The following is a 20168-nucleotide window of genomic DNA, read 5'->3' on the forward strand; positions in this document are numbered from 1 at the left end:
CGGCACGCGCCGAACGATGTTTGTGAGGAACATCGCTCTGCCCAGGCGGTACGGGCGTCACCTGGGCTTTCACGCCGCCCCCGGCGGCTGTTCGGGTAATTCACGGGGAACGCACTGCGGCTCATGCTGACCGAATGCTGACTTACCTGATGAGCCATCAACCGAGCGAGCCCCCTCTCCACGTCCACGCATCCCAGACCTGTCGGACACCGATTTGGCACCAGTTGGCGCAAGACGGTCCTTCTGGCCATCGGCCGGCCAGGGTCGATCCCTACTGACGCTGCCCGGCAGATGCCGACAGCGGCCCTCTGGTCTTCGCGTACCCGGTCGACGGCCTCGCCGTGCACATGAGCGGCACAGACAGCGAGGCTCCCTCCATGGGCGCATTCGCGGTCCCGTCGCCAGCCGGGCTCGCCTTCGGAGCAACGCCCAGGGTAAGGAAGTTCGAGCACCGCGGCCCCGTGCTTCGTGAGCTCAGCTCAGCTCGGAGCGATCGTCACGATGTCAGGCGCGATGTCCAACACCAGGAGCGCCGCCGCCACATGGGTCGGGTTGTCCTCCACCTTGACGGCCGAGAGCTCGTTGGCGCGGGAGACCCGCCGTTCGACGGTGTTGCGGTGCGCGTAGAGGTTGGCGGCCGCCCGGGTGGTACTGAAGCCGCACTGCACATAGGTGAGCAGTGCCTGCCGGAGCGCTGTGTCGGCTTTGGCCAATGGCCCGAGGGTGTTGATGACGAACCGGCGTGCGCCTGGCCGGTCCTTCGTGAGCGCGTCGATCAGCTCGAGGTCGGCGTAGGCGGTGAATCGCCGGTCGGACCCCAGCCGGATCACCAACGCCTGGGCCGCGAGGGCGTCCTGGTGGCTGGAGCGGAATCCATCGAGACCGCGTCCCGGCCTTCCCACTGCCGCGCGGACCTCGTCGGCCGCCGCGACGTCCTTCTCCACGTGGTGAGGGTCCGGGACGGCTTCCCCCGAGAGCCAGATCCACCGCGACGTGGCGCTGGCGCGCGCCACCAGGGCGCTCCGGCCGCCGGCGGAGGAGCGCACGGCGGCAATCGCCTCGTCCAGGGCGCCGGCCTCCTGAGGGTCATCGACCCAGAGGACGAGACCCACGTGCCACCGCGCCATCCGGTAGCGCAGGCGCCCTTCGGCGAGGCCCTCCGCCATCGGTGCCCCACTGGCGATCAGCTGGATCAGTGCGATCCCCTCGGCATCCGTGTTGCCCATCGCCGCGGCGAGGCCGGCTTGCCGCAGGGCCGCGACGGAGTCGAGGGCATACTGCACCAGCGACTTGCCCGTCACGTCCAGGACCCCGACGAGAAGGTCGGGGTCGGCGCAGTCCGCCACGCATTCCTCAAGCCAGCGCCGCCAGCCGATCCCCAGGGCCACGCGCCAGGCGACGGCGAAGTCGGGTGCGATGCCCCGGGAGACGAGATCGTTGATGTAGGCCGTGGTCCTCGAGCCGACGTAGGGCTCCACCCGCCGCCCCGGTTGCTGGACGTTCGCGGTCAGCCACTGGACGAGATCGGAGCGGTTGAGCGCGAGATCCTCCTCGACCAGCGACGCGTCCGCCAGAAGGGCTGGATCGTTCTGGGCCACGAGAGAGGGCCTTGCGAAGGCTGCGATCAGGGCGTCCGTTTCCGTCAGCAGGCGCTGGCACAGTGACCTGATCGCATCAGCGACCTCACGCGAGGGCGGGGGCCACAGCTCTTCCATGTTCTCAGTGTCCCTCTGCTCTCGGGGGAGCCGAGGCTCCCCACATGCCGTGTCACAGACAGATGAAGGGCTCGTCGGCGGCCTGGCCGACGGCGCAGGCGCGGGCCGTCGGCCGCTGTTTACTACCACTAAACGGCGGCAGATCTACCACGCCCTCGCTGGCGCCACAAGGGGTTCGACGCCGTCGCCCCCTCCGCAGGGGCGCACCGACGGCCCCTGGTGCACATGCCTTAGCCTCGTGTCACGGAGGGACTCGTCCGGGTCGGCCCGTCACCTGACAGGCCCACGACCTCGGCCTCGGGACGGGCGGTGAGGACACCATGTCCATCGGTGACGGCGGGACGGCAGACGGAGCGGAACGGGGCGCCGCCGCCCTCGAAGCGTCCACCGGCGCGCAGCTGCGGAAGATCAGGCTCGACCGCGGCTTGTCGTTGACGGAGGTAGCGCACCGGGCAGAGGTCACCAAGGGCTTTCTGAGCCAGTTGGAGCGTGGGCTCACCAGCGTGTCCGTCCCGACGTTGCTGCGCGTCTGCGAAGTGCTGCGGATCGGGGTCGGGGAGCTGTTCGCGTACCCCGACGAGCAAGTCGTGGACGGTGGAAGCCGGATCGACATGGGCGGTGAGGGCGTGGCCGAATACCTGCTCACGCCCGCCGACACCACGGCGTTCCAGGTCTTCCGTTCCGTGATCGAGCCAGGCGGGGGCACCGGAGGCCCCTATCGGCTCGACACCGCCACGATCTTCGCGATGGGACTGAATGGCTCGACCCGTCTGATCGTCGGGGGCGAGACCCGGATACTGTCGGCAGGGGCGTCCACCTCGTTCTCCGGGCAGACACTTCACCAGTTCGACAATCCGGGTACGACGGTGAGTGAGGTCCTCTGGGTCCTGTCGCCTCCCCTGCTGCGCGCTGCGCGAGGACCCGCCTAGGTTCTGTCGTCAAATGTCAGCCCCACATCAGGAGTGATGCGAGGACGACGGCTGCTTCGTAGGACTCGGCGGTCTTGTCGTCGCGGTCGGCGATCTCACACCACGCCGTCGCAGAGCAGGCGCCACCCGGACCTTCAGGAGTCCCCGCGCCTGCCACGGCGGAGCGCCCGCCGGGCCAGCGTCCTGCTGCCATTGAAGAAGTCGTTGAACCGGTCCAGCCCCCAGATGGCTCGGAGGACGAACGGCTGCATCAGCAGCGACATCGACGGCGGGTACTTCGAGGCGTCCGACCAGATGCCGGCGAGGTCCTCCGGCATCTCACCGTCGACGATGTAGTCGGCGAGCTGATGGGCCACGAACGGCACCTGACAGAGGCCGTGGCCGTTGCAGGCCATCGAGTAGAAGACGTTGTCGCCCACCTGCCCGGCGACCGACAGCCAGTCCGGGCTGATGCCGATCCAACCGCCCCAGGCCCGTTCGATGGCCACGTCGGACAGCGACGGGAACCGGTTGGCCAGATCCTTCCCCATGTCCCGCACGACACTGGGGTCCGGGACCCGGTCCGGGAGCGGGTACGTCTGGCCTCGCTGTGCTTTGCGGACCCCGCAGACGATGGTGTTGCGCTCGGTGAGCCGGTAGTGCGTCATCAACTGGTGCTGGGTGATGATGCCGGACCGACTGGTCCAGTCCAGCGCGGCGAGCCGCTCCGGTGCGATGGGTTCCGACTCGATCTCGATGACGTACAGCGGCGTCGCGAGGTTCTTGGGCGTGATGTCCCACTCACCGGCGTAGACGCTGGTCGCGAGCAGCACCTTGTCGGCCCGCACGGTGCCGTGCGGTGTCGTGATCTCGACGGTGCCGCCGGTCCGCCGGACATCGCTCACCCGCGTCTGCTCGAAGACCTTGGCCGAGGAGGCGAGCAGTGCGCGACGCACACCGCGAGCGAGCTTGCCCGGGTTCAGCATCCCGCCGATGGATTCCCGCATTCCGCCCACGAAGCCGGCGGGGAGGCCGAGTTCCTCCCTGCTGCCGACGGTCCCGCCCCCACCGAAGGCGCGCAGGATCGCCGCCTGGGTACGCACCCTGAGCATCATGAGGGGTGAGACCGCACCCCACACCAGGCCGTTCGCCACGTAGTCGCAGTCGATGTCGTGCGTCTTGATGAGGTCTTCCACGTAGCGGCCCGCGTTCTCCGCCAGTTTGGCCATGACCGGCATCTTCTTCGGGGACTGGAGGCTGAGCATCCGCAGGTCGCCACCCGGCGCCCCGGCGATCTGACCGCCGTTGCGGGAGGCTGAGCCGTAGCCGCAGAACTCGGCCTCCACCAGGACGACGTCCTGGTCTCGCTCCGCGAGGCGCAGGGCGGCCGCCATGCCACCCATCCCGCCGCCGATGACGGCGATGTCACAGGTGAGATCGCCGTCCAGCGCGGGCCGCACGTCGTCCGGCGGGTCGATCCAGCCGGTGAAGCTGGTGTACTTCGTGCTGTCGGTCCTCATGCTGTCCCGATCTCCTTCCAGGCAGGGCGTCCGCCCCACTTCGTACTCCGCGTCGAGGCGTGCTCGGCAGCGCGCCCGAGCCCCCGTTCCCGTCCGGCGGATCGACCGTGACGGGCGGCTCTTCGGCGAGACGCGTGAAGACGGCGAACAGGAGGTTCTCCGTCTTCTGCGTCTCCGTCTCAGTCCTGAGAAGTCGTGGCCCCGAGCGAGGCCCGGCCCGCTCGCCGCTCTCCCTTGGCCGCGACCGAACGGGCGGGCAGGTCCCCCATCGACAGGAGACCGGGACGCGCGTCGACGACCGCGGTGGAGGCGTTGACCGCCGCCGCGACGGTGCTGAGGAAGGAATCGAAGCCCACGGAGGAACGGAGGTCGACGACCTGCTCCTCTCCGACGATCTGGTAGTCGTCGCCCGCGGCCACCTCATCGGCCGGCTCGAAGAACCCGAACGTGATCTCCAGATCGATCACCACGTCGCCCTTGAGCACGCCGCGGGCGGCGTGAGTGACCGCCGCGATCTGCCCCGGTTCGATACGCATGTGGTCCCCGACGCGCGGCGAAGTCGTCACGACAGCGGGTTCGACCTCTCCCACGTCCACCGACTCAAGATCCCATCCGAGCCCTGCCGCGAGCGCCCCGATGGCCTGCTCGAAGCCGTGGTGCCCGACGACCTCGCCCCGGCTGCGAGCCGTCGCGAACTCGCGCAGGGTCAGACCGAGGCCGAATCTCGACAGGATCGCGCCGTAGCGTGACATGTTCGTCCGTCGGCGGATCCGCACGCTCTCCACACGCTGAGTCAGTGCAGTCAGGAGGAGAGGAAGGGTGTCCATCAGGACGCCCGGGTTCGCCCCGCTGCCCAGGACGGTCACGCCGTGCGCCTTCGCCGTGTCGTCGAGCCGCCGGGCCAGATCGGGGTGGCTCCGCCATGGATAGGCCAGCTCTTCGCAGATGCTCACGACGTTGTACGAACGTTCCAGCAGCGGCAGCAGGACGTCGGCCGCCCTGTGCAGATCCGAGACGGTCGCCACGATCGCGAGGTCGGCGGCGGGCAGCTCGGCCGGGTCGCTCACGACGACGACACCGTTCGCGACGCCACCGAGGAGCACTCCGAGGTCTTGACCGACCACGCGGGGGTCCCGGTCCGCCGCTCCCACGATCTCCACGTCCGCGCGTTGCAGCAACGAAGAGGCGATGGCCCGGCCAGTGGCGCCGAGCCCCACGATGACAGTCTGAATACTCAACGCACTCCTCTAGGCGCCCTGGTCGGCACGCCCTCGACGCGGTGTTCAGCGAAACCGAACTTCACCTGTGGCGGTTGCCTCGTACCTCACTGTCGCCAGCCACGACCACGGTGAGAACGACACCGGGCACCTACTTCCCCTGGGGCTGGTGCACGGTGCACAGACCGGCCGCGCCCTTGCGCTCATGAGCTGACCGGCAAGTCGCTCAGAGTCGCTCGTAGACAACCGGTCGGCGGGCTCGCAGGACGAGGGCCTGCACCGCGCCGGCCACGGCCGAGAGGGCGACGAGTCCGCCGATCACCCAGGCACCCGTGGTGGTGCCGACGAGGAGCGGGAAGTTGGCGACCATCATGCAGACCACGCAGGCCAGGCCGAGGAAGGCGACGGCCGGTGCAACGACCGTGCGCCACACCGATGGCCGCCCATCGGCCCGCCGGAAGAAGCCGATGATCGCGAGGCTGGTGGCCGCCATCAGCAGGACGATGCCGAGGGTGGCGGCGCCGGAGAACCACGCGTAGAGGTCCCCGATCGGGTCGAGGTCGAGCACGGCGACGACGAGCGTGGTGACGAACGCGACCGCCGAGGCGACGGCCGAGGACGCCGACGGCGCGCGGTGCCGTGAGTGGACGACGCCCAGCGACGCCGGAAGCGCGCCGGCCCGGGACAGGGCGAACTGGTAGCGCGTCACGACGTTGTGGAAGGCCAGCACGCAGGCGAACTGGCTGGTGATCAGGAGGAGTTGCATGATGTCGGCCCAGACGGACCCGGCGTAGCTCCGCGTCAGCGTGAGGATCAGACCCTCGGGGTCGGCCTGCGCGGCTCCGACCACCGCGTCGACGCCGGCCCCCACCACGATCGCCCAGACGGTGAACGAGTAGAAGACCCCGATCACCAGGATCGCGAGGTACGTCGCCCGCGGGACCGTGGTGTCGGGGTCCTTCGCCTCGTTGCGGAACACGGCCGTCGCCTCGAAGCCGATGAACCCGAAGAGGGCGAACATGACGCCGAGTCCCAAGGAGCCGGTGCCCACGATCGAGGGGGACAACGGCTCGGCCGTCAGGCCATGGGCGCCGCCGTGGCCGACGATGCCGAGGTCCAGGACCAGGAGCAGCAGGGATTCCAGCACCAGCACGGCACCGAGCACCTTGGCACTCAGCTCGATGTCGCGGTAGCCGAGGAAGGCGATGACGCCGAGCGAGACGAGCGCCCACGACCACCACGGGGAGCCGACGTCCGCGTACCGCTCGATGACGTTGCTCGTCGCGACGCCGACGTAGGCGTTCACCCCGACGAGAAGCAGCGTGTAGGAGAAGAGCGCGAGGGTCGCGGCCGAGAGGCCGGGTATGCGGCCGAGCCCCGCCTGGACGTAGGCGTAGAAGGCGCCCGCGTTGCGTACCCGCCCGGCCATCAGCGTGAAGCCGACCGCGAAGACCAGCAGCATCACGGTGGACAGCACGAAGTACAACGGCATCCCCGGGCTGCCACTCACGGCGAAGGCGAGCGGCACCCCGCCGGCCACCAGCCCGAGCGGTGCCGCCGCGGCGACGACCATGAACACGATCTGCGACACGCCGAGCCCACGGTTGAGCGGGTTGCCCGATCCCGCTTCACCGCCCGGTGCTTGGACGTGCCCTGTCTTGGAGAGGTCGGCCATCTCGACCACCTTTCGGCTCACGGGCCGGTACCGGCTCGTCATGGGTGGACAAAGGAGTGCGTGAAGCGGTACGCCTGCGCGAAGGATCGGGTGCGGCTCCCTCGCCGCGGGCTGAGCCGGAGCGGCAGGAGGCGGATCTCCCCGCCCGAGAAGACGTGGGCCCGCACGGGTTCCGGGTCGTCGGCCGCACCGCTCGGCCGCGATCGCGGGAGTGACGGCGGCGGTCCCCCCGCGGCTCGATACGGGTCCCGACGCGCAGCGAGTCGTGACGACAGCGGGGTCGACCTCTGCGCGCGGTCGCGACCCGGTGTTTAGCACCACTAAACACCGGGGCCAAATCTCTATCACGCCGGTCTTGCTGCCGCAATGGCTGCGGCACGACCGGCCGCTGGACGGCCGTATCCGGCCGCCCTGCTCCCGGAAGGGCCGGGCCCCGGGCTCGACCGGGGCCTCGGCCCGAACGTCGGACACCGTATGGGCGCAGCGGCCCGGTCCGCCTGTGCATCGTGCACCGAGCCCTGGCGAAGGAGGTGCCCGCTGTCGTTCTCGCAGGCGGTCACGGCTCGCGACAGTGAGGTAACCGCCACAGGAACAGCGAGGAAACGCCATGACAGCTGAGGTGTTGGACGCCGTCGAGGAATTCGACGTGGTGATCATCGGAGCCGGGATCTCCGGGATCGGCGCGGCCACCTATTTCAGCCGGGAGCTCCCCGAGAAGTCGCTCGCCGTGCTGGAAGCGCGCGACGACATCGGAGGCACTTGGGACCTGTTCCGCTATCCCGGCATCCGCTCGGACTCCGACCTCCACACGTTCGGATACGCGTTCAAGCCCTGGCGTCACGAAGCCGCGATCGCCGACGCTCCCCTCATCAAGGAGTACCTCCACGAGACCGTCGAGGAGAACGGCCTGGAGCGCGTCCTCAGGCTCGGCCACCGGGTCGTCCGCTCGGAGTGGTCCACAGCGGACTCACGGTGGACTCTCACCGTCCAGACGTCGGACCCCGCCACGGGAGCGACCCGGACCAAGACGATCCACGCGGGATGGGTCTTCGCCGCCACCGGCTACTACCGGTACGACGAGGGGTTCTCCCCGGAGTTCCCGGGGCGGGACGACTTCGAGGGCCGGATCGTCCATCCACAGCACTGGCCCGAGGACCTCGACTACAACGGCAAGAAGGTCGTCGTCATCGGCAGCGGCGCGACCGCGATCACGCTGGTGCCGGCCATGACCACCGGGGCGGGCGCCGCCCGGCACGTGACGATGCTGCAGCGCACCCCCACCTACGTCATGGCGCTCCCCCGTGTCGACAAGGTCGCCCTGGCGCTCACGAAACTGCTCGGAAAAGAGCGCGGGTACGCCGTGACGCGGTTCAAGAACATCTGGACCGAACACGCCGTCGTGAAGGGTTTGCGGACCTTCCCCAAGGCCGGACGGGCATTCATCCGGCGCGAGAACATCAAGCGCCTTCCCAAGGGATTCGACGTCGACAAGCACTTCAACCCGCCGTACGACCCGTGGGACCAGCGGCTGTGCGTGGCACCGGACGGCGACTTCTTCGACGCGATCAAGGACGGAAGGGCATCCGTCGTCACCGACGCCGTGGCACGGTTCAGTAAGCGCGGAATCGTCCTGGCGTCGGGCGAGGAACTGGAAGCCGACGTCATCGTCACCGCGACGGGGCTGAACCTGCGGCTCTTCGACGGCATGCCCCTCGTGGTCGACGGGCGCCAGGTCAACGTCGCGGACGCGCTCTGTTACCGCGGCATGCTGCTGAGCGGGCTCCCGAACTGGGCGATGGCGATCGGTTACACCACCTCGTCCTGGACGCTCAAGGTGAGCCTGATGTGTCGCTACTTCATCGACCTGGTCAGGCACATGGACGCCCGCGGATACGACATGGTGGTTCCGGTCGCACCGGCGGGAACGAAGCGCAGGCCGGTCATGGACCTCCAGGCCGGGTACGCCAGGCGCGGCGAGAAGCTCCTGCCCAAGCAGGGCCCCGAGAAGCCCTGGCGGATGGCGATGTCCTACCCCGAGGACTCCAGGGCCCTGCGCGGCCCGGTGGCGGACGCGCACCTGAAGTTCGGCGCCGCCCGGGCGGCCGCGCGGCCCGACGGAAGGCGTGCGGCCCGTGCCTGAGACGAGCGCCGTCGACAGCGCCGACCAGTACGCGACCCTGCCGTCCGGGATGACGATCTGCTTCCGGGACCACGGCGACAAGGACGACCCCGCGATGCTGCTCATCGCGGGACTGGGCGAGGACCTCACCTTCTGGACCAACTCGTTCATCGGCTCAATCGTCAGCCGCGGCTTCCGGGTCGTCGCGATCGACAACCGCGACGCCGGCCAGTCGACGTTCGTCGCCGCTCCCTCTCCCGGGCTCTGGCGTCAGATCACGGCACGTCCGCGCGGCGACGCGTACGCGCTGGCCGACATGGCCCAGGACGCCGTCGGCGTACTCGACCATCTCGGGATCGCGCGGGTGCACCTGGTCGGGCGGTCGATGGGCGGCATGATCGCGCAGACGATCGCGGCCACAGCACCCGAGCGGGCCCTGTCCCTGACGTCCATCTACTCCACCACCGGGGCACGCAAGGTCGGTCGGCCAGCTCTGTCGACGATCCGGCTCCTCTCGGCCCCGCCGGCGAGGACCAGAACCGCGGCGGTCCGTGCCCACCTGCGGATCACCCGGCACATCGCGGGAGTGGGACATCCCATCGACGACGCGGCCGAGGCGGCCATCGCGGCACGTGGTTGGGATCGCAGCGCCGGTGATCCGGCGGCCGGCACGGCGCGCCAGATCCAGGCCATCCAGCGCTCCGGAGACCGGACGGCCCAGCTGAGCACGATCACCGCCCCGACGCTGGTCATCAACGGCGACCGGGACCTGCTGGTCAACCCGAGCGGCGGCGCCGCGACCGTACGGGCGATCCGTTCGGCCCAGCACGTGGTCATCCCCGGCATGGGCCACCACATTCCCGAGGCCCTCGTCGACCCCATCACGACCTGCATCTCGCAGCACGCGAACCGCGTGGGCGAAGGAGGAAACCATGTCCGGATCTCGTGAGCCCCGCTCCAGGGGCACCACGGTCGACGTCGTGGTCGTCGGTGCCGGCTTCGCCGGCCTGAGCGCGGCCGAGCGACTGGTGAGCACGGGGCGGTCCGTCGTGGTCGTGGAAGGTCGCGACCGGGTCGGAGGCCGCTCGCTCTCCGGCGAGGTGGCCGGCGTGAAGGTCGACCTCGGAGCGACGTGGGTGGCACGGCGCCACACCGCCGTCCGGGACCTCGCGAGCCGAGTCGGGTGTACAACGACCGACCAGTTCAACCAGGGTCGCAACGTCTTGTGGATGGCAGGCCGGCGACGCACTTACAGCGGCACCATTCCCCGGGTCTCCCCCGCCGCCCTGGTGGACATGGCCCGTATGCAGATGGCGGTGAACAGGCTGGTCGCGACCATCGACGTGAACGCCGCGTGGGAGACGCCGGGGGCCGACCGGCTCGACGCCATCTCGTTCGGCGAATGGCTCGACCGGAAGAACGCGCTGCCCAGCACGCGTGCGCTGATGACCGTCATCAGCAAGGTGCAGTGGGGGTGTACCCCGGGAGACGTCTCCCTGCTGCACGCGATGCGCTACATCCGTGCGGCGGGCGGACTCGATCACATGCTGGACGTCGACGGCGGTCAGCAGCAGGACCGGTTCGTCCAGACCACCCAGGAGATCGTCGAACGGGTGGCGGAGCGGCTCGGCGAACGGGTGCGCCTGGAGACACCGGTGCGCCGCATCACGCAGGACGGCGACGGCGTCACCGTCCGCACGGACTCCGGCGAGATCCGCGCCCGGTACGCGATCGTCACGGCCTCGCCGGCGCACCGCGCCGCCATCGCGTTCGATCCCGCTCTGCCCGAGCAGGCCCAAGGGCTCACGCGGACCTGGCGCATGGGCGTGCTGAGCAAGGCGTTCGTGGCGTACGAGAGGCCGTTCTGGCGGGCTGAGGGATGCTCCGGCGAGGCGTTGACCGACACCGGAACCGTGTTCATCACCTTCGACGTGTCCCCCGCCCCCGGCGGACCGGGCATCCTGATGGCCTTCTGCGATCCGCGCGTCTTCGACGGCTTCAGCCCCGAGGCCCGACGCGATCGGGTCGTCCAGCAACTCGCCGATCTCTACGGTCCGCAGGCCCGCACCCCGATCGACTACGTGGACCACTGCTGGGGAGCGGAGCCGTTCGCCCCGGGCGGCCCCAATCCCGCCGTCGCCCCCTGCGCGACCACGAGCTTCGGCAAGGCGCTGTCCGAGCCCCACGGGCGCGTCCACTGGGCGGGCTCCGAAACCGCCGGCGAATGGGCCGGAACCATGAACGGCGCGGTTCTGACTGGCCAGCGCACCGCAGAGCGCGTCATCACCCTGCTGTCCCGTGACGTCCGCGAGGGGGCGTCGCGATGAAGGAAGCGCTGTTCCTGCTGGCCGACCTGTGGATGATCTTCGCCGGCTACTTCTACGGCTGGAAGTTCATCCGCCGGTACGGCAACTACCTCCTGGGCCTGGAGTGGATGGTCGTCGCCACCTCGGGCAGCAACTTCCTGCTCTGGTCGCTGTTCGGAGCCAAGAGCGACAGCGTCCTGTACGACTTGGCGTACTTCTTCGACGCGTTCTCCAGGTCGGTCGGCATCACGCTCATTCTGGTCCTGGGCCTGATGAAGGTCACCCATCGCTACGAGCCGAGCCGCCGCGTCGACATCGGGGTGTTCGGGACCGCGATCGTGGCCGGCCTGTTCCTCCGGCAGTTCCACGGCGCGGATCTCCACACCGGCGGCATCGCCTTCTGGGTCGCCGTGTTCTACGTCGTCGTCAATCTCCTCACGGCGGTCTTCCTCGGGTACTTCGCCAAGCGGCTCTGGAACGCGGGCGCGAGGTGGCCGGCGGTCTGGACGGCACTGGTCACGGCCGCCGGGATCACCATCGCGATCACGTACGACTTCTTCCCCCTGGCGTTTGACGACGCGAACCGCACGATCTTCTACACCGCCGCGCTGGCGACCTGGGGCACCCAGGGATTCGTCTACTTCCGCGCCTACCGCGCACTGCACGACCGCAACGCGGCCTCGGACGCGAACCAGGCCCGCGCGACCGGAACCCTCGCATGAACCCGGAACACGAACAAGGAGTCAGCATGGCGAAGAGGCACGTGTACGCGGTGGTGGACCCGGCCACCGGCAAGCTGGTCAAGGAGTACCCCACGGCGACGGACGAGACCGTCGACGCGGCGCTCGACGCGGCGGCCGACGCCTACGCCCGCTGGTCGAGGCAGACCTCCGTGGCACAGCGCGCCCAGCTGTTGCACGCCGTCGCCACCCTGCACGACGAGCGCAGCCGACAGCTCGCCGAGATCATCCACCGGGAGATGGGCAAGCCGGTGGACGAGGCCGTGGGGGAGGTCGAGTTCAGCGCCTCGATCTACCGGTACTACGCCGAGAACGCGGAGAAGTTCCTCACCGACGAGCCGATCGAGCTCTTGGAGGGGGAGGGCACCGCTTTCGTCCGACGCCAGCCGGTCGGCGTGCTGCTGGGGATCATGCCCTGGAACTACCCGTACTACCAGGTGGCCCGATTCGCCGCGCCCAACCTCGCGCTGGGCAACACCATCGTGCTCAAGCACGCGTCGCAGTGTCCGGAGTCGTCCGCGGCCCTCCAGCAGCTGTTCACGGACGCGGGCTTCCCCGAGGGCTGTTACGTCAACGTCCATGCCACCGGGGAGCAGATCGGTCGCGCCATCGTGGACCCCCGCGTGCAGGGCGTCTCCTTCACCGGTTCGGAGCGGGCCGGCGCGGAGGTCGCCGAGAAGGCCGGGCGCAGCCTCAAGAAGGTGGTGCTCGAACTGGGCGGTTCGGACCCCTTCATCGTGCTGTCCACCGACGACCTCGACGTCACGGTCCAGGCGGCGGTCGAGGCTCGGTTCGAGAACGCCGGTCAGGCGTGCAACGCCGGGAAGCGCTTCATCGTCGCCGAGGACATCTACGACGCCTTCCTCGACAAGTTCACCCAGCAGGTGCTCGCCCTGACCGAACGCCTGGCGCCGCTCTCCTCGGTCGGCGCCGCCGAGTACGTCGAGGAACAGGTCGAGCGAATCGTCGAGGAGGGGGCGACCTTCGTCTCCGCACGACAGCGCGAAGGGGCGTACTTCCCGCCCGGCGTGCTGACGGGCGTCTCGCCGACGTCGCCGTCGGCCGCCGAGGAACTCTTCGGCCCCGTCGCGACCGTCTACCGGGTCGGATCCGAGGACGAGGCCGTCGAGCTGGCGAACGGAACCCCGTACGGGCTGGGCTCCTACGTGTTCACGACGGACGCCGAGCAGGCGCTGCGCGTCGCCGACAGGATCGACGCAGGCATGGTCTTCATCAACGGCGTCGGCCTCGAAAGCGCGGAACTGCCCTTCGGCGGGGTCAAGTTGTCCGGGTTCGGTCGCGAGCTGGGCCGGGCGGGAATCGACGAGTTCGCCAACAAGAAGCTCATCCGCACCGCTCGGACGTGATCGCCCAGAACACGGAAGGAAGACTTTCATGACCATCGAATTCGACGCCGCCGTCTTCAGGACGCCGAACGAACCGCTGACCATCGAGAGAGTGTCGATCCCCTCGACGCCTCCGCCCGGCGAGGTGCTCGTGCGGCTCCAGGCTAGCGGGGTGTGCCACAGCGACCTCCACGTCCTCCTGGGCGAATGGGAGGTTCCTTCGCCGATGATCCTCGGCCATGAGGGAGCCGGGATCGTCGAGAGCGTCGGCGAAGGCGTCACGACGCTGAAGAAGGGCGACCACGTCGTACTGTCCTGGACGCCCTCGTGTCGCCGCTGCCGCTACTGCATCAATGGCAGGCCCGTCCTCTGCGACATGGTCAGCCAGCACTCGGCGAACCACCTGTCGTTCGACGGTCGGTCCCGGATCACGTCCGTCGGCGGGGGCGACGTCCTCAGCTTCGCGGGCCTCGGAACGTTCGGCCAGTACACCCTCGTGCCCGAATCGGGCGCGATCGCCATCCGGGACGACGCCCCGTTCCCGCAGTCGGCTCTGGTCGGATGCGCCGTCACGACCGGTGTCGGCGCGGCCGTCAACACGGCCGGCGTGCGGCCGAGCGACACCGTGCTGGTCCTCGGCTGCGGAGGCGTCGGCCTGAACGCGATCCAGGGGGCCCGGCTCGCCAGCGCGCGGAAGATCATCGCCGCGGACATCTCCGACGAGAAGCTGGAGCAGGCGCGCGTCTTCGGCGCGACCGACCTGATCAACAACGGCCGCGAGGATTTCGCGGACAGGGTGCAACAGCTCACCGACGGACGCGGTGTGGAGATCGCCATTGAAGCCATCGGGCTGCCCCGCACCATCGAGTCGGCCTATGAGGCCCTGGCCCGCGGCGGCACGGCTGTGGTCGCGGGGCAGGTGGCGGACGGCATGCGGATATCCATCGACCCCTTCGTCATGTCCGATCAGGAGCTCTCTCTCATCGGCTCGAACTACGGCTCCAGCAAGCCGGCTTCCGACTTCCCGCTGCTGATTGACCACTACATGAACGACCGCATCGATCTCGACTCCCTGGTGACGAGCGTGATCGAACTGAAGGACATCAACGAGGCGTTCGACCAGATGAAGCGCGGCATCGGCATCCGCTCGGTGATCACGTACTGAAAGGCAGGGGCGATCTCATGGCCCTGGAAACATCACGCTCGGCCTTCGAGCGAGCCCGCCGCAGCGTCGGCGGAGGTGTGGGGTCGGGCCTGCGCGCCGCGATGCCACCCCATCCGCTCTTCGTGCGCGAGGCACGAGGCGCGTACGTCTGGGACCTGGACGGCGACCGGTACATCGACTACGTGATGGCCTGGGGCCCACTCGTCCTCGGTCACGGTGACCCGCGCGTGCTGTCAGCCGTGTCCGAGGTCGCGACGAAGATGCAGGTCGTCGGCACCGGCCATCCGCTGGAGTACCTCGCGGCGGAAGCGGTCCTCGAAGCCGTGCCACACGGCGAGCGACTGCTGTGGAGCAACACGGGGACCGAAGCGGTGCAGGTGGCGCTGCGCCTCGCGCGCGCCGCCACCGGCCGGCGCCGTGTCCTCAAGTTCGCCAAGAGCTACCACGGCTGGCACGACACCGTGTACGCCGGGATGTCCGAGGACGACTGCGATCGCCCCGTCACCCCCGGCGGGCCGGGGCAGTCGGCCAGCGTCCTCGACGACCTGGTCGTGGCGCGCTTCAACGACGTACAGCTGGCCGAGCGTCTGCTGAACGAGTGCGTCGAGCGCGACATCGCGGCTGTGCTCGTCGACCCGGTGATGAGCAACGCGGGCGTCGAAGCACCCTCACCACAGTTCCTGTCGACGCTGCGGGCTCTCTGCGACCGGCACGGCGTCGTCCTCGTCTTCGACGAGGTGATAGCCGGATTCCGGATCGCCCGGGGCGGGGCGGCCGAGAAGTACGGCGTGCTGCCCGACCTGTCCGTCTTCGGGAAGGCGATGGCCGGCGGTTTCACCCAGAGCGCCGTGGTCGGCCAGGCAGAGCTGGTCGACCAGGTGACGTCCGGCGTCGTGCACGCCGGAACCTTCAACGCCAACCCGGTCGCACTGGCGGCCGTCGCGGCGACGATGCGCGTCCTGGCCGATCCCGCGGTCTACGAGCAACTCGAACAGACCTCGTCCGAGTTCGAAGCCCTCGTCGGCGCCGTTCTCGGCTCATCGCCCGACTTCGGCAGCTTCAACCGGGTCGGCTCGCTCCTCCAGTACGTCCCCGCCGGTGGGGCCACCGGGCTCCACGGGACCAGCGGGCTCTGGACCGCGATCCTCGAAGGGATGCTGCGGCAGGGCTTCCTGTTCATGCCGTCCGGCAAGGTCTTCCTCAGCACGACGCACACCACCGCCGACATCGAGGCGACGGCCGAGGCGCTCGACCGGCTGCTGCGGCAGTTCTGACGTCCGCGTCACGTCGCTTGTAACCCCCACCCGCTCCGAGCCAGGCCGCGTGTTCTGTTCCCCCGCGGCCTGGCCCGGTCCACCTTCCCGGAAGACACACCATGCTGAACCTCTCGGTCCTGCTCGAGGACTCCGCCCGCACGCACCCGGACCGGGACGCAGTCGTCCTCGGCGGGACGCGTCTGACCTACGCCCAGATCGACGCCGCCGCCAATCAGGTCGCCAACCTCCTTGTGGACCGCGGCGTCTGGCCCGGCGACAAGGTCGCGCTCAGTTGTCCGAACGTGCCCTGGTTCCCGATCGTCTACTACGGGATCCTCAAGGCCGGCGCCGTCGTCGTACCCCTCAACGTCCTGCTCAAGGGCCGGGAGGTCGCCTACCACCTCGCCGACTCGGAGGCGAAGGCGTACTTCTGCTTCGAGGGCGGCGAGGGTCTGCCGATGGGCACGGAGGGACACGCCGGGTTCACCGGGACCCCGGGCTGCGAGCACTTCTTCCTCATCACCGCCGACCCCGCGGCGGAGAGCCCGATCGAGGGCGCCGAGACCATGGGCGCCGCGCTGCGGGGCACCGCGGCGACGTTCGACTGCATCGGGACGTCCGGGGACGACCCGGCCGTGCTGCTCTACACGAGCGGTACGACAGGACAGGCGAAGGGCGCCGAACTCAGCCACGCCAACCTGGTGCTCAACGCCCTCGCGGTCAACCAGCTGTTGGAGAACCGGCCTGCCCTGGACACCCATCTGGTCGTGCTGCCGCTGTTCCACTCCTTCGGCGCGACCGTGCAGTTGAACGCCGGCTTCTCGGCAGCGAGCACGCTGGTACTGCTGCCACGATTCGACGCCCGGCAGGCGGTGTCCCTGATGCAGCAGGAGGACATCACCGTCTTCGCGGGCGTCCCCACCATGTGGTGGGGCCTGTTGCAGGCGCTCACCGACGACATCGACGTCGAGAGGATCGCGAGGAACCTGCGCGTCGGCGTCTCCGGCGGTGCTTCACTCCCTGCGGAGCTCATCAAGCAGGTCAGGGAGAGGCTGGGCGTCCAGGTCCTGGAGGGCTACGGCCTCTCCGAGACCTCGCCGGTGGTCACCTTCAGCGATCCGGCGCGGGAGCCCCGTCCCGGGTCGATCGGCGTGCCGATCTGGGGCGTCGAGGTCAAGCTCGTCAACGCGGACTGGTCGGAGGTCGAGGACCGCGGCACGGGCAGCGTCGTCGGGGAGATCGCGGTCAAGGGCCACAACGTGATGAAGGGGTACCACGGCCGCCCCGAGGCCACCGCCGAAGCCATCAGGGACGGCTGGTTCCGCACCGGCGACCTCGCCCGCAGGGACAAGGACGGCTTCTACTACATCGTCGACCGGGCGAAGGACCTGATCATCCGCGGTGGCTTCAACGTGTACCCGCGCGAGATCGAGGAGGTCCTGATGACGCACCCGGCGGTCAGCCTGGCCGCGGTCGTCGGCGTGCCGCACGAGAGCCACGGCGAGGAGATCAAGGCGTTCGTCATCCTCGACCGCGGCGCCGAGGCCGGTCCCGACGAACTGATCGCCTGGGGCAAGGAGCAGATGGCGGGCTACAAGTACCCGCGCATCGTGGAGATCGTGCAGACCCTGCCGATGACGTCCACCGGAAAGATCCTCAAGCGCGAACTCACATGACCGGCACGCCAAGCGCATGGACATGGGTGGGAAGGACGGCAGATGACAGTGGATGAGGGCCGCCGGCGGGATGCGTTCCCCGACGGGTCCGATACGGGTCCGGACTCAGCACCCGAATCGCTCGTGGCCGCCTGGAAGACACGCGTGGCGAAGAACCCGGAGGGCATCGCGCTCCGCTACTTCGACGGCGCTCTGTCCGCGCGGGAGGTGGACGCGGCGTCGGACGCCCTGGCCGCCGCGTTCGAGGCCCGCGGGACCTGCCGGGGCGATCGCGTCGGGGTGTACCTGCAGAACGTTCCGCAGTACGCGCTGGTGCTGCTGGCCCTGTGGAAGCTGGGGGCCACGGCACTGGGACTCAACCCGATGTACCGCCGCCAGGAGCTCCGCCGGATCATCGACGACTCCGGGGCGGTCGGCGTCGTCTGCGCGGACGCGGACGTCCACGAGACGCTGGGCACACTGGCGGGGAGCACGGTGCGCTGGCTGGTCAGCACGTCGGCACTGGACTACCAGTCGAGAAACGATCCGCGGGTCTTCGCGATGACGGAGCGCCACGCCTCGGCGCCCGACGGCGACTTGGTGGCGCTGATCGGCGAGTTCGAGGGCCGCGGTCCCTCGCCCGTGGAGCTGACCCGCGACGACGTCGCGTTCCTGACGTACACCTCGGGAACGACGGGGCCGCCGAAGGGCGCCATGAACACCCACGGCAACGTCCTGAGCGTGGTGGCGACCTGCGCGTCGTGGATGGGTGTGGGCGACGGGGACGTCGTGTTCGCCATGGCCCCGCTGTTCCACATCACCGGGGCGGTGGTCAACGCGACGATCTCCCTGCTCACCGACACCACGCTGGTCCTGGCGGGCCGGTTCCACCCCGAGGTCGCCCTGGAGGCCTTCGCCGAGCACGGGGTGACCTACACGATCGGCTCCATCACGGCGTACAACGCGATCTACGAGCTCCCGCAGGCCGGTCCGCAGCACTTCGCGTCGGCGAAGGCCCTGTACTCCGGGGGCGCGCCGATCCCGCCGGCCACCGTCGAGCGGTTCCGGGAACGGTTCGGCGCCTACCTCCACAACGGCTACGGGATGACCGAGACGACGTCCGCCGTCATCGCCGTGCCGCCGGGTGGACGGGCGCCGGTGCATCTGCCGAGCGGGACGCTGTCCGTCGGCAAGCCTCTGCCGCACCTCACGGCACGCGTCGTGGACCCGCACGGCGACCCGGTGCCCAGCGGGGAGCAGGGCGAACTCGAACTGAGCGGGCCGCAGGTGGTGCCCGGGTACTGGGGCAAGCCCGAAGCCACTCGTCACACGATGCCGGAGGGCCGGCTCCGCACCGGTGACGTCGCCGTCATCGACGAGGAGGGCTGGGTCTACCTGGTGGACCGGCTCAAGGACCAGATCAACGTGTCCGGGTACAAGGTCTGGCCGCGCGAGGTCGAAGACGCCCTGTACGAGCACCCGTCGGTGCTCGAGGCGGCTGTCGTCGGGGCGCCGGATGCCTACCGCGGCGAGACCGTCATCGCCTACGTCTCGCTCAAGTCGGGCCTGAACGCCACGGCCGAGGAGCTGATCGCCTTCTCCCGCGACCGGCTGGCCGCCTACAAGTGCCCCCGCACGATCCACTTCCTCACCGACCTGCCCAAGACCCAGAGCGGCAAGATCCGGCGCGCCGAGCTCCGCGGCCTCGACGGCACGGGGCCGGTTTCCCCCTCGAAGGACTGATCCATGAGCGAGAAGGACACCGGCCACGGCCGTTTCTCAGGCCGTGTTGCCGTCGTGACGGGAGCGAGCCGGGGCATCGGCCTCGCGATCGCCGAGCGGCTCGTCGCCGAAGGGGCGCGCGCGTGCATCACGGCGCGCAAGCCCGGACCTCTTGAAGAGGCCGCCGCCGCTCTCCCCGAGGGCAGCGTCATCACCGTCGCAGGCAAGGCGGACGACCCCGAGCACCGCCGCGAGGTCTTCGACACCGTCGCGCGCGAGTTCGGTGGGCTGGACGTCCTCGTGAACAACGCGGGCATCAATCCGGCGTACGGCCCCGTCGTCGGCCTGGACCTCGACGTAGCCCGCAAGGTCCTTGAGGTCAACGTCCTCGCCACCCTCGCCTGGGTGCAGGACGCCGTGGCGCACCCGAAGCTCGGTTTCACCGAACGCCGCGGCACCGTCGTGAACCTCTCCTCCGTCACCGGTGACACCCCGTCACCCGGCATCGGCCTCTACGGAGTGAGCAAGGCAGCGGTGTCCCACCTGACCAGGACCCTGGCCGTCGAGCTCGGCCCGGAGATCCGCGTCAACGCCGTGGCCCCCGCCGTGGTGAAGACACGGTTCGCCGAGGCCCTGTACGAGGGCAGGGAAGCCGAGGTGGTCGACGGCTACCCCCTGCGACGTCTGGGCGTGCCGTCCGACATCGCCTCCGCCGTGGCGTTCCTGGCCTCGGAGGACTCCTCCTGGGTCACCGGTCACATCCTCACCGTCGACGGCGGCCTCACGGTCGCCGGCGGCACCGCGTAACGACCTCGCCCACCTCA

At 69.4% G+C, this 20168-nt stretch carries 15 protein-coding genes; 11 read left to right on the forward strand and 4 right to left on the reverse strand.

Going from position 1 to position 20168, the window contains the following annotated elements; all coding sequences use genetic code 11:
- Nucleotides 1-479 precede the first annotated feature (479 nt).
- Entirely contained in the window at nucleotides 480-1715 is a 1236-nt protein-coding gene (locus ACIQWG_RS15890; RefSeq protein ID WP_404095389.1) for a PucR family transcriptional regulator, read from the reverse strand.
- A gap of 320 nt (nucleotides 1716-2035) precedes the next feature.
- Between ACIQWG_RS15890 and ACIQWG_RS15895 the strand changes: the two genes are divergently transcribed.
- Nucleotides 2036-2644 (forward strand): helix-turn-helix domain-containing protein, encoded by a 609-nt coding sequence (locus ACIQWG_RS15895; protein ID WP_404095393.1) that lies wholly within the window; start codon nucleotides 2036-2038, stop codon nucleotides 2642-2644.
- Between the two features lie 134 nt (nucleotides 2645-2778).
- On the opposite strand, the gene ACIQWG_RS15900 is transcribed toward ACIQWG_RS15895, so the two are convergent.
- From ACIQWG_RS15900 to ACIQWG_RS15910, 3 genes are all read right to left on the reverse strand, one after another.
- Nucleotides 2779-4143 carry an NAD(P)/FAD-dependent oxidoreductase gene (locus ACIQWG_RS15900; RefSeq protein ID WP_404095394.1) on the reverse strand — a complete coding sequence of 455 codons (1365 nt, stop codon included), beginning with the start codon at nucleotides 4141-4143 and terminating at the stop codon, nucleotides 2779-2781.
- A gap of 179 nt (nucleotides 4144-4322) precedes the next feature.
- Nucleotides 4323-5381 (reverse strand): dihydrodipicolinate reductase, encoded by a 1059-nt coding sequence (locus tag ACIQWG_RS15905; protein WP_404095396.1) that lies wholly within the window; start codon nucleotides 5379-5381, stop codon nucleotides 4323-4325.
- A gap of 205 nt (nucleotides 5382-5586) precedes the next feature.
- A complete protein-coding gene (locus ACIQWG_RS15910; RefSeq protein ID WP_404095398.1) occupies nucleotides 5587-7035 on the reverse strand; it encodes an APC family permease in 1449 nt (482 codons plus the stop codon).
- 607 nt (nucleotides 7036-7642) lie between these two features.
- On the opposite strand from ACIQWG_RS15910, the gene ACIQWG_RS15915 reads away from it, so the two are divergent.
- From ACIQWG_RS15915 to ACIQWG_RS15960, 10 genes are all read left to right on the forward strand, one after another.
- On the forward strand, nucleotides 7643-9175 hold the full coding sequence (locus tag ACIQWG_RS15915) for a flavin-containing monooxygenase (protein WP_404095401.1): 1533 nt from the start codon (nucleotides 7643-7645) through the stop codon (nucleotides 9173-9175).
- A complete protein-coding gene (locus ACIQWG_RS15920) occupies nucleotides 9168-10103 on the forward strand; it encodes an alpha/beta fold hydrolase (protein ID WP_404095403.1) in 936 nt (311 codons plus the stop codon). The genes ACIQWG_RS15915 and ACIQWG_RS15920 overlap by 8 nt, the downstream gene beginning before the upstream one ends.
- The gene (locus tag ACIQWG_RS15925) at nucleotides 10087-11481 is read left to right on the forward strand and encodes a flavin monoamine oxidase family protein (RefSeq protein WP_404095406.1); all 1395 of its coding nucleotides are present in this window, start codon (nucleotides 10087-10089) and stop codon (nucleotides 11479-11481) included. The genes ACIQWG_RS15920 and ACIQWG_RS15925 overlap by 17 nt, the downstream gene beginning before the upstream one ends.
- Complete coding sequence (locus ACIQWG_RS15930) at nucleotides 11478-12182, forward strand: transporter (RefSeq protein WP_404095409.1); 705 nt, start codon at nucleotides 11478-11480, stop codon at nucleotides 12180-12182. The genes ACIQWG_RS15925 and ACIQWG_RS15930 overlap by 4 nt, the downstream gene beginning before the upstream one ends.
- A 26-nt stretch (nucleotides 12183-12208) precedes the next feature.
- Entirely contained in the window at nucleotides 12209-13567 is a 1359-nt protein-coding gene (locus ACIQWG_RS15935; protein WP_404095410.1) for an NAD-dependent succinate-semialdehyde dehydrogenase, read from the forward strand.
- A gap of 28 nt (nucleotides 13568-13595) precedes the next feature.
- Nucleotides 13596-14711: a Zn-dependent alcohol dehydrogenase gene (locus ACIQWG_RS15940; RefSeq protein WP_404095413.1), complete on the forward strand. Its 1116-nt coding sequence runs from the start codon at nucleotides 13596-13598 to the stop codon at nucleotides 14709-14711.
- Between the two features lie 17 nt (nucleotides 14712-14728).
- Nucleotides 14729-15985 carry an aspartate aminotransferase family protein gene (locus ACIQWG_RS15945; RefSeq protein ID WP_404095415.1) on the forward strand — a complete coding sequence of 419 codons (1257 nt, stop codon included), beginning with the start codon at nucleotides 14729-14731 and terminating at the stop codon, nucleotides 15983-15985.
- 101 nt (nucleotides 15986-16086) lie between these two features.
- Nucleotides 16087-17643: a long-chain fatty acid--CoA ligase gene (locus tag ACIQWG_RS15950; protein WP_404095417.1), complete on the forward strand. Its 1557-nt coding sequence runs from the start codon at nucleotides 16087-16089 to the stop codon at nucleotides 17641-17643.
- 144 nt (nucleotides 17644-17787) lie between these two features.
- A complete protein-coding gene (locus ACIQWG_RS15955) occupies nucleotides 17788-19365 on the forward strand; it encodes a class I adenylate-forming enzyme family protein (protein ID WP_404095419.1) in 1578 nt (525 codons plus the stop codon).
- A gap of 3 nt (nucleotides 19366-19368) precedes the next feature.
- Nucleotides 19369-20151, forward strand: a complete 783-nt coding sequence (locus ACIQWG_RS15960; RefSeq protein WP_404095421.1) for an SDR family oxidoreductase — start codon at nucleotides 19369-19371, stop codon at nucleotides 20149-20151.
- Nucleotides 20152-20168: the final 17 nt, after the last annotated feature.

It is taken from the genome of Streptomyces sp. NPDC098781 (assembly GCF_044759995.1).
In the GTDB taxonomy this organism is placed as follows: Bacteria; Actinomycetota; Actinomycetes; order Streptomycetales; family Streptomycetaceae; genus Streptomyces.

Bases quoted from the DNA above. Each gene is read 5' to 3' on its own strand.
- ACIQWG_RS15890 (WP_404095389.1), bottom strand. From the start codon at position 1,715: ATGGAAGAGCTGTGGCCCCCGCCCTCGCGTGAGGTCGCTGATGCGATC.
- ACIQWG_RS15895 (WP_404095393.1), top strand. From the start codon at position 2,036: ATGTCCATCGGTGACGGCGGGACGGCAGACGGAGCGGAACGGGGCGCC.
- ACIQWG_RS15900 (WP_404095394.1), bottom strand. From the start codon at position 4,143: ATGAGGACCGACAGCACGAAGTACACCAGCTTCACCGGCTGGATCGAC.
- ACIQWG_RS15910 (WP_404095398.1), bottom strand. From the start codon at position 7,035: ATGGCCGACCTCTCCAAGACAGGGCACGTCCAAGCACCGGGCGGTGAA.
- ACIQWG_RS15915 (WP_404095401.1), top strand. From the start codon at position 7,643: ATGACAGCTGAGGTGTTGGACGCCGTCGAGGAATTCGACGTGGTGATC.
- ACIQWG_RS15925 (WP_404095406.1), top strand. From the start codon at position 10,087: ATGTCCGGATCTCGTGAGCCCCGCTCCAGGGGCACCACGGTCGACGTC.
- ACIQWG_RS15930 (WP_404095409.1), top strand. From the start codon at position 11,478: ATGAAGGAAGCGCTGTTCCTGCTGGCCGACCTGTGGATGATCTTCGCC.
- ACIQWG_RS15935 (WP_404095410.1), top strand. From the start codon at position 12,209: ATGGCGAAGAGGCACGTGTACGCGGTGGTGGACCCGGCCACCGGCAAG.
- ACIQWG_RS15940 (WP_404095413.1), top strand. From the start codon at position 13,596: ATGACCATCGAATTCGACGCCGCCGTCTTCAGGACGCCGAACGAACCG.
- ACIQWG_RS15945 (WP_404095415.1), top strand. From the start codon at position 14,729: ATGGCCCTGGAAACATCACGCTCGGCCTTCGAGCGAGCCCGCCGCAGC.
- ACIQWG_RS15950 (WP_404095417.1), top strand. From the start codon at position 16,087: ATGCTGAACCTCTCGGTCCTGCTCGAGGACTCCGCCCGCACGCACCCG.
- ACIQWG_RS15960 (WP_404095421.1), top strand. From the start codon at position 19,369: ATGAGCGAGAAGGACACCGGCCACGGCCGTTTCTCAGGCCGTGTTGCC.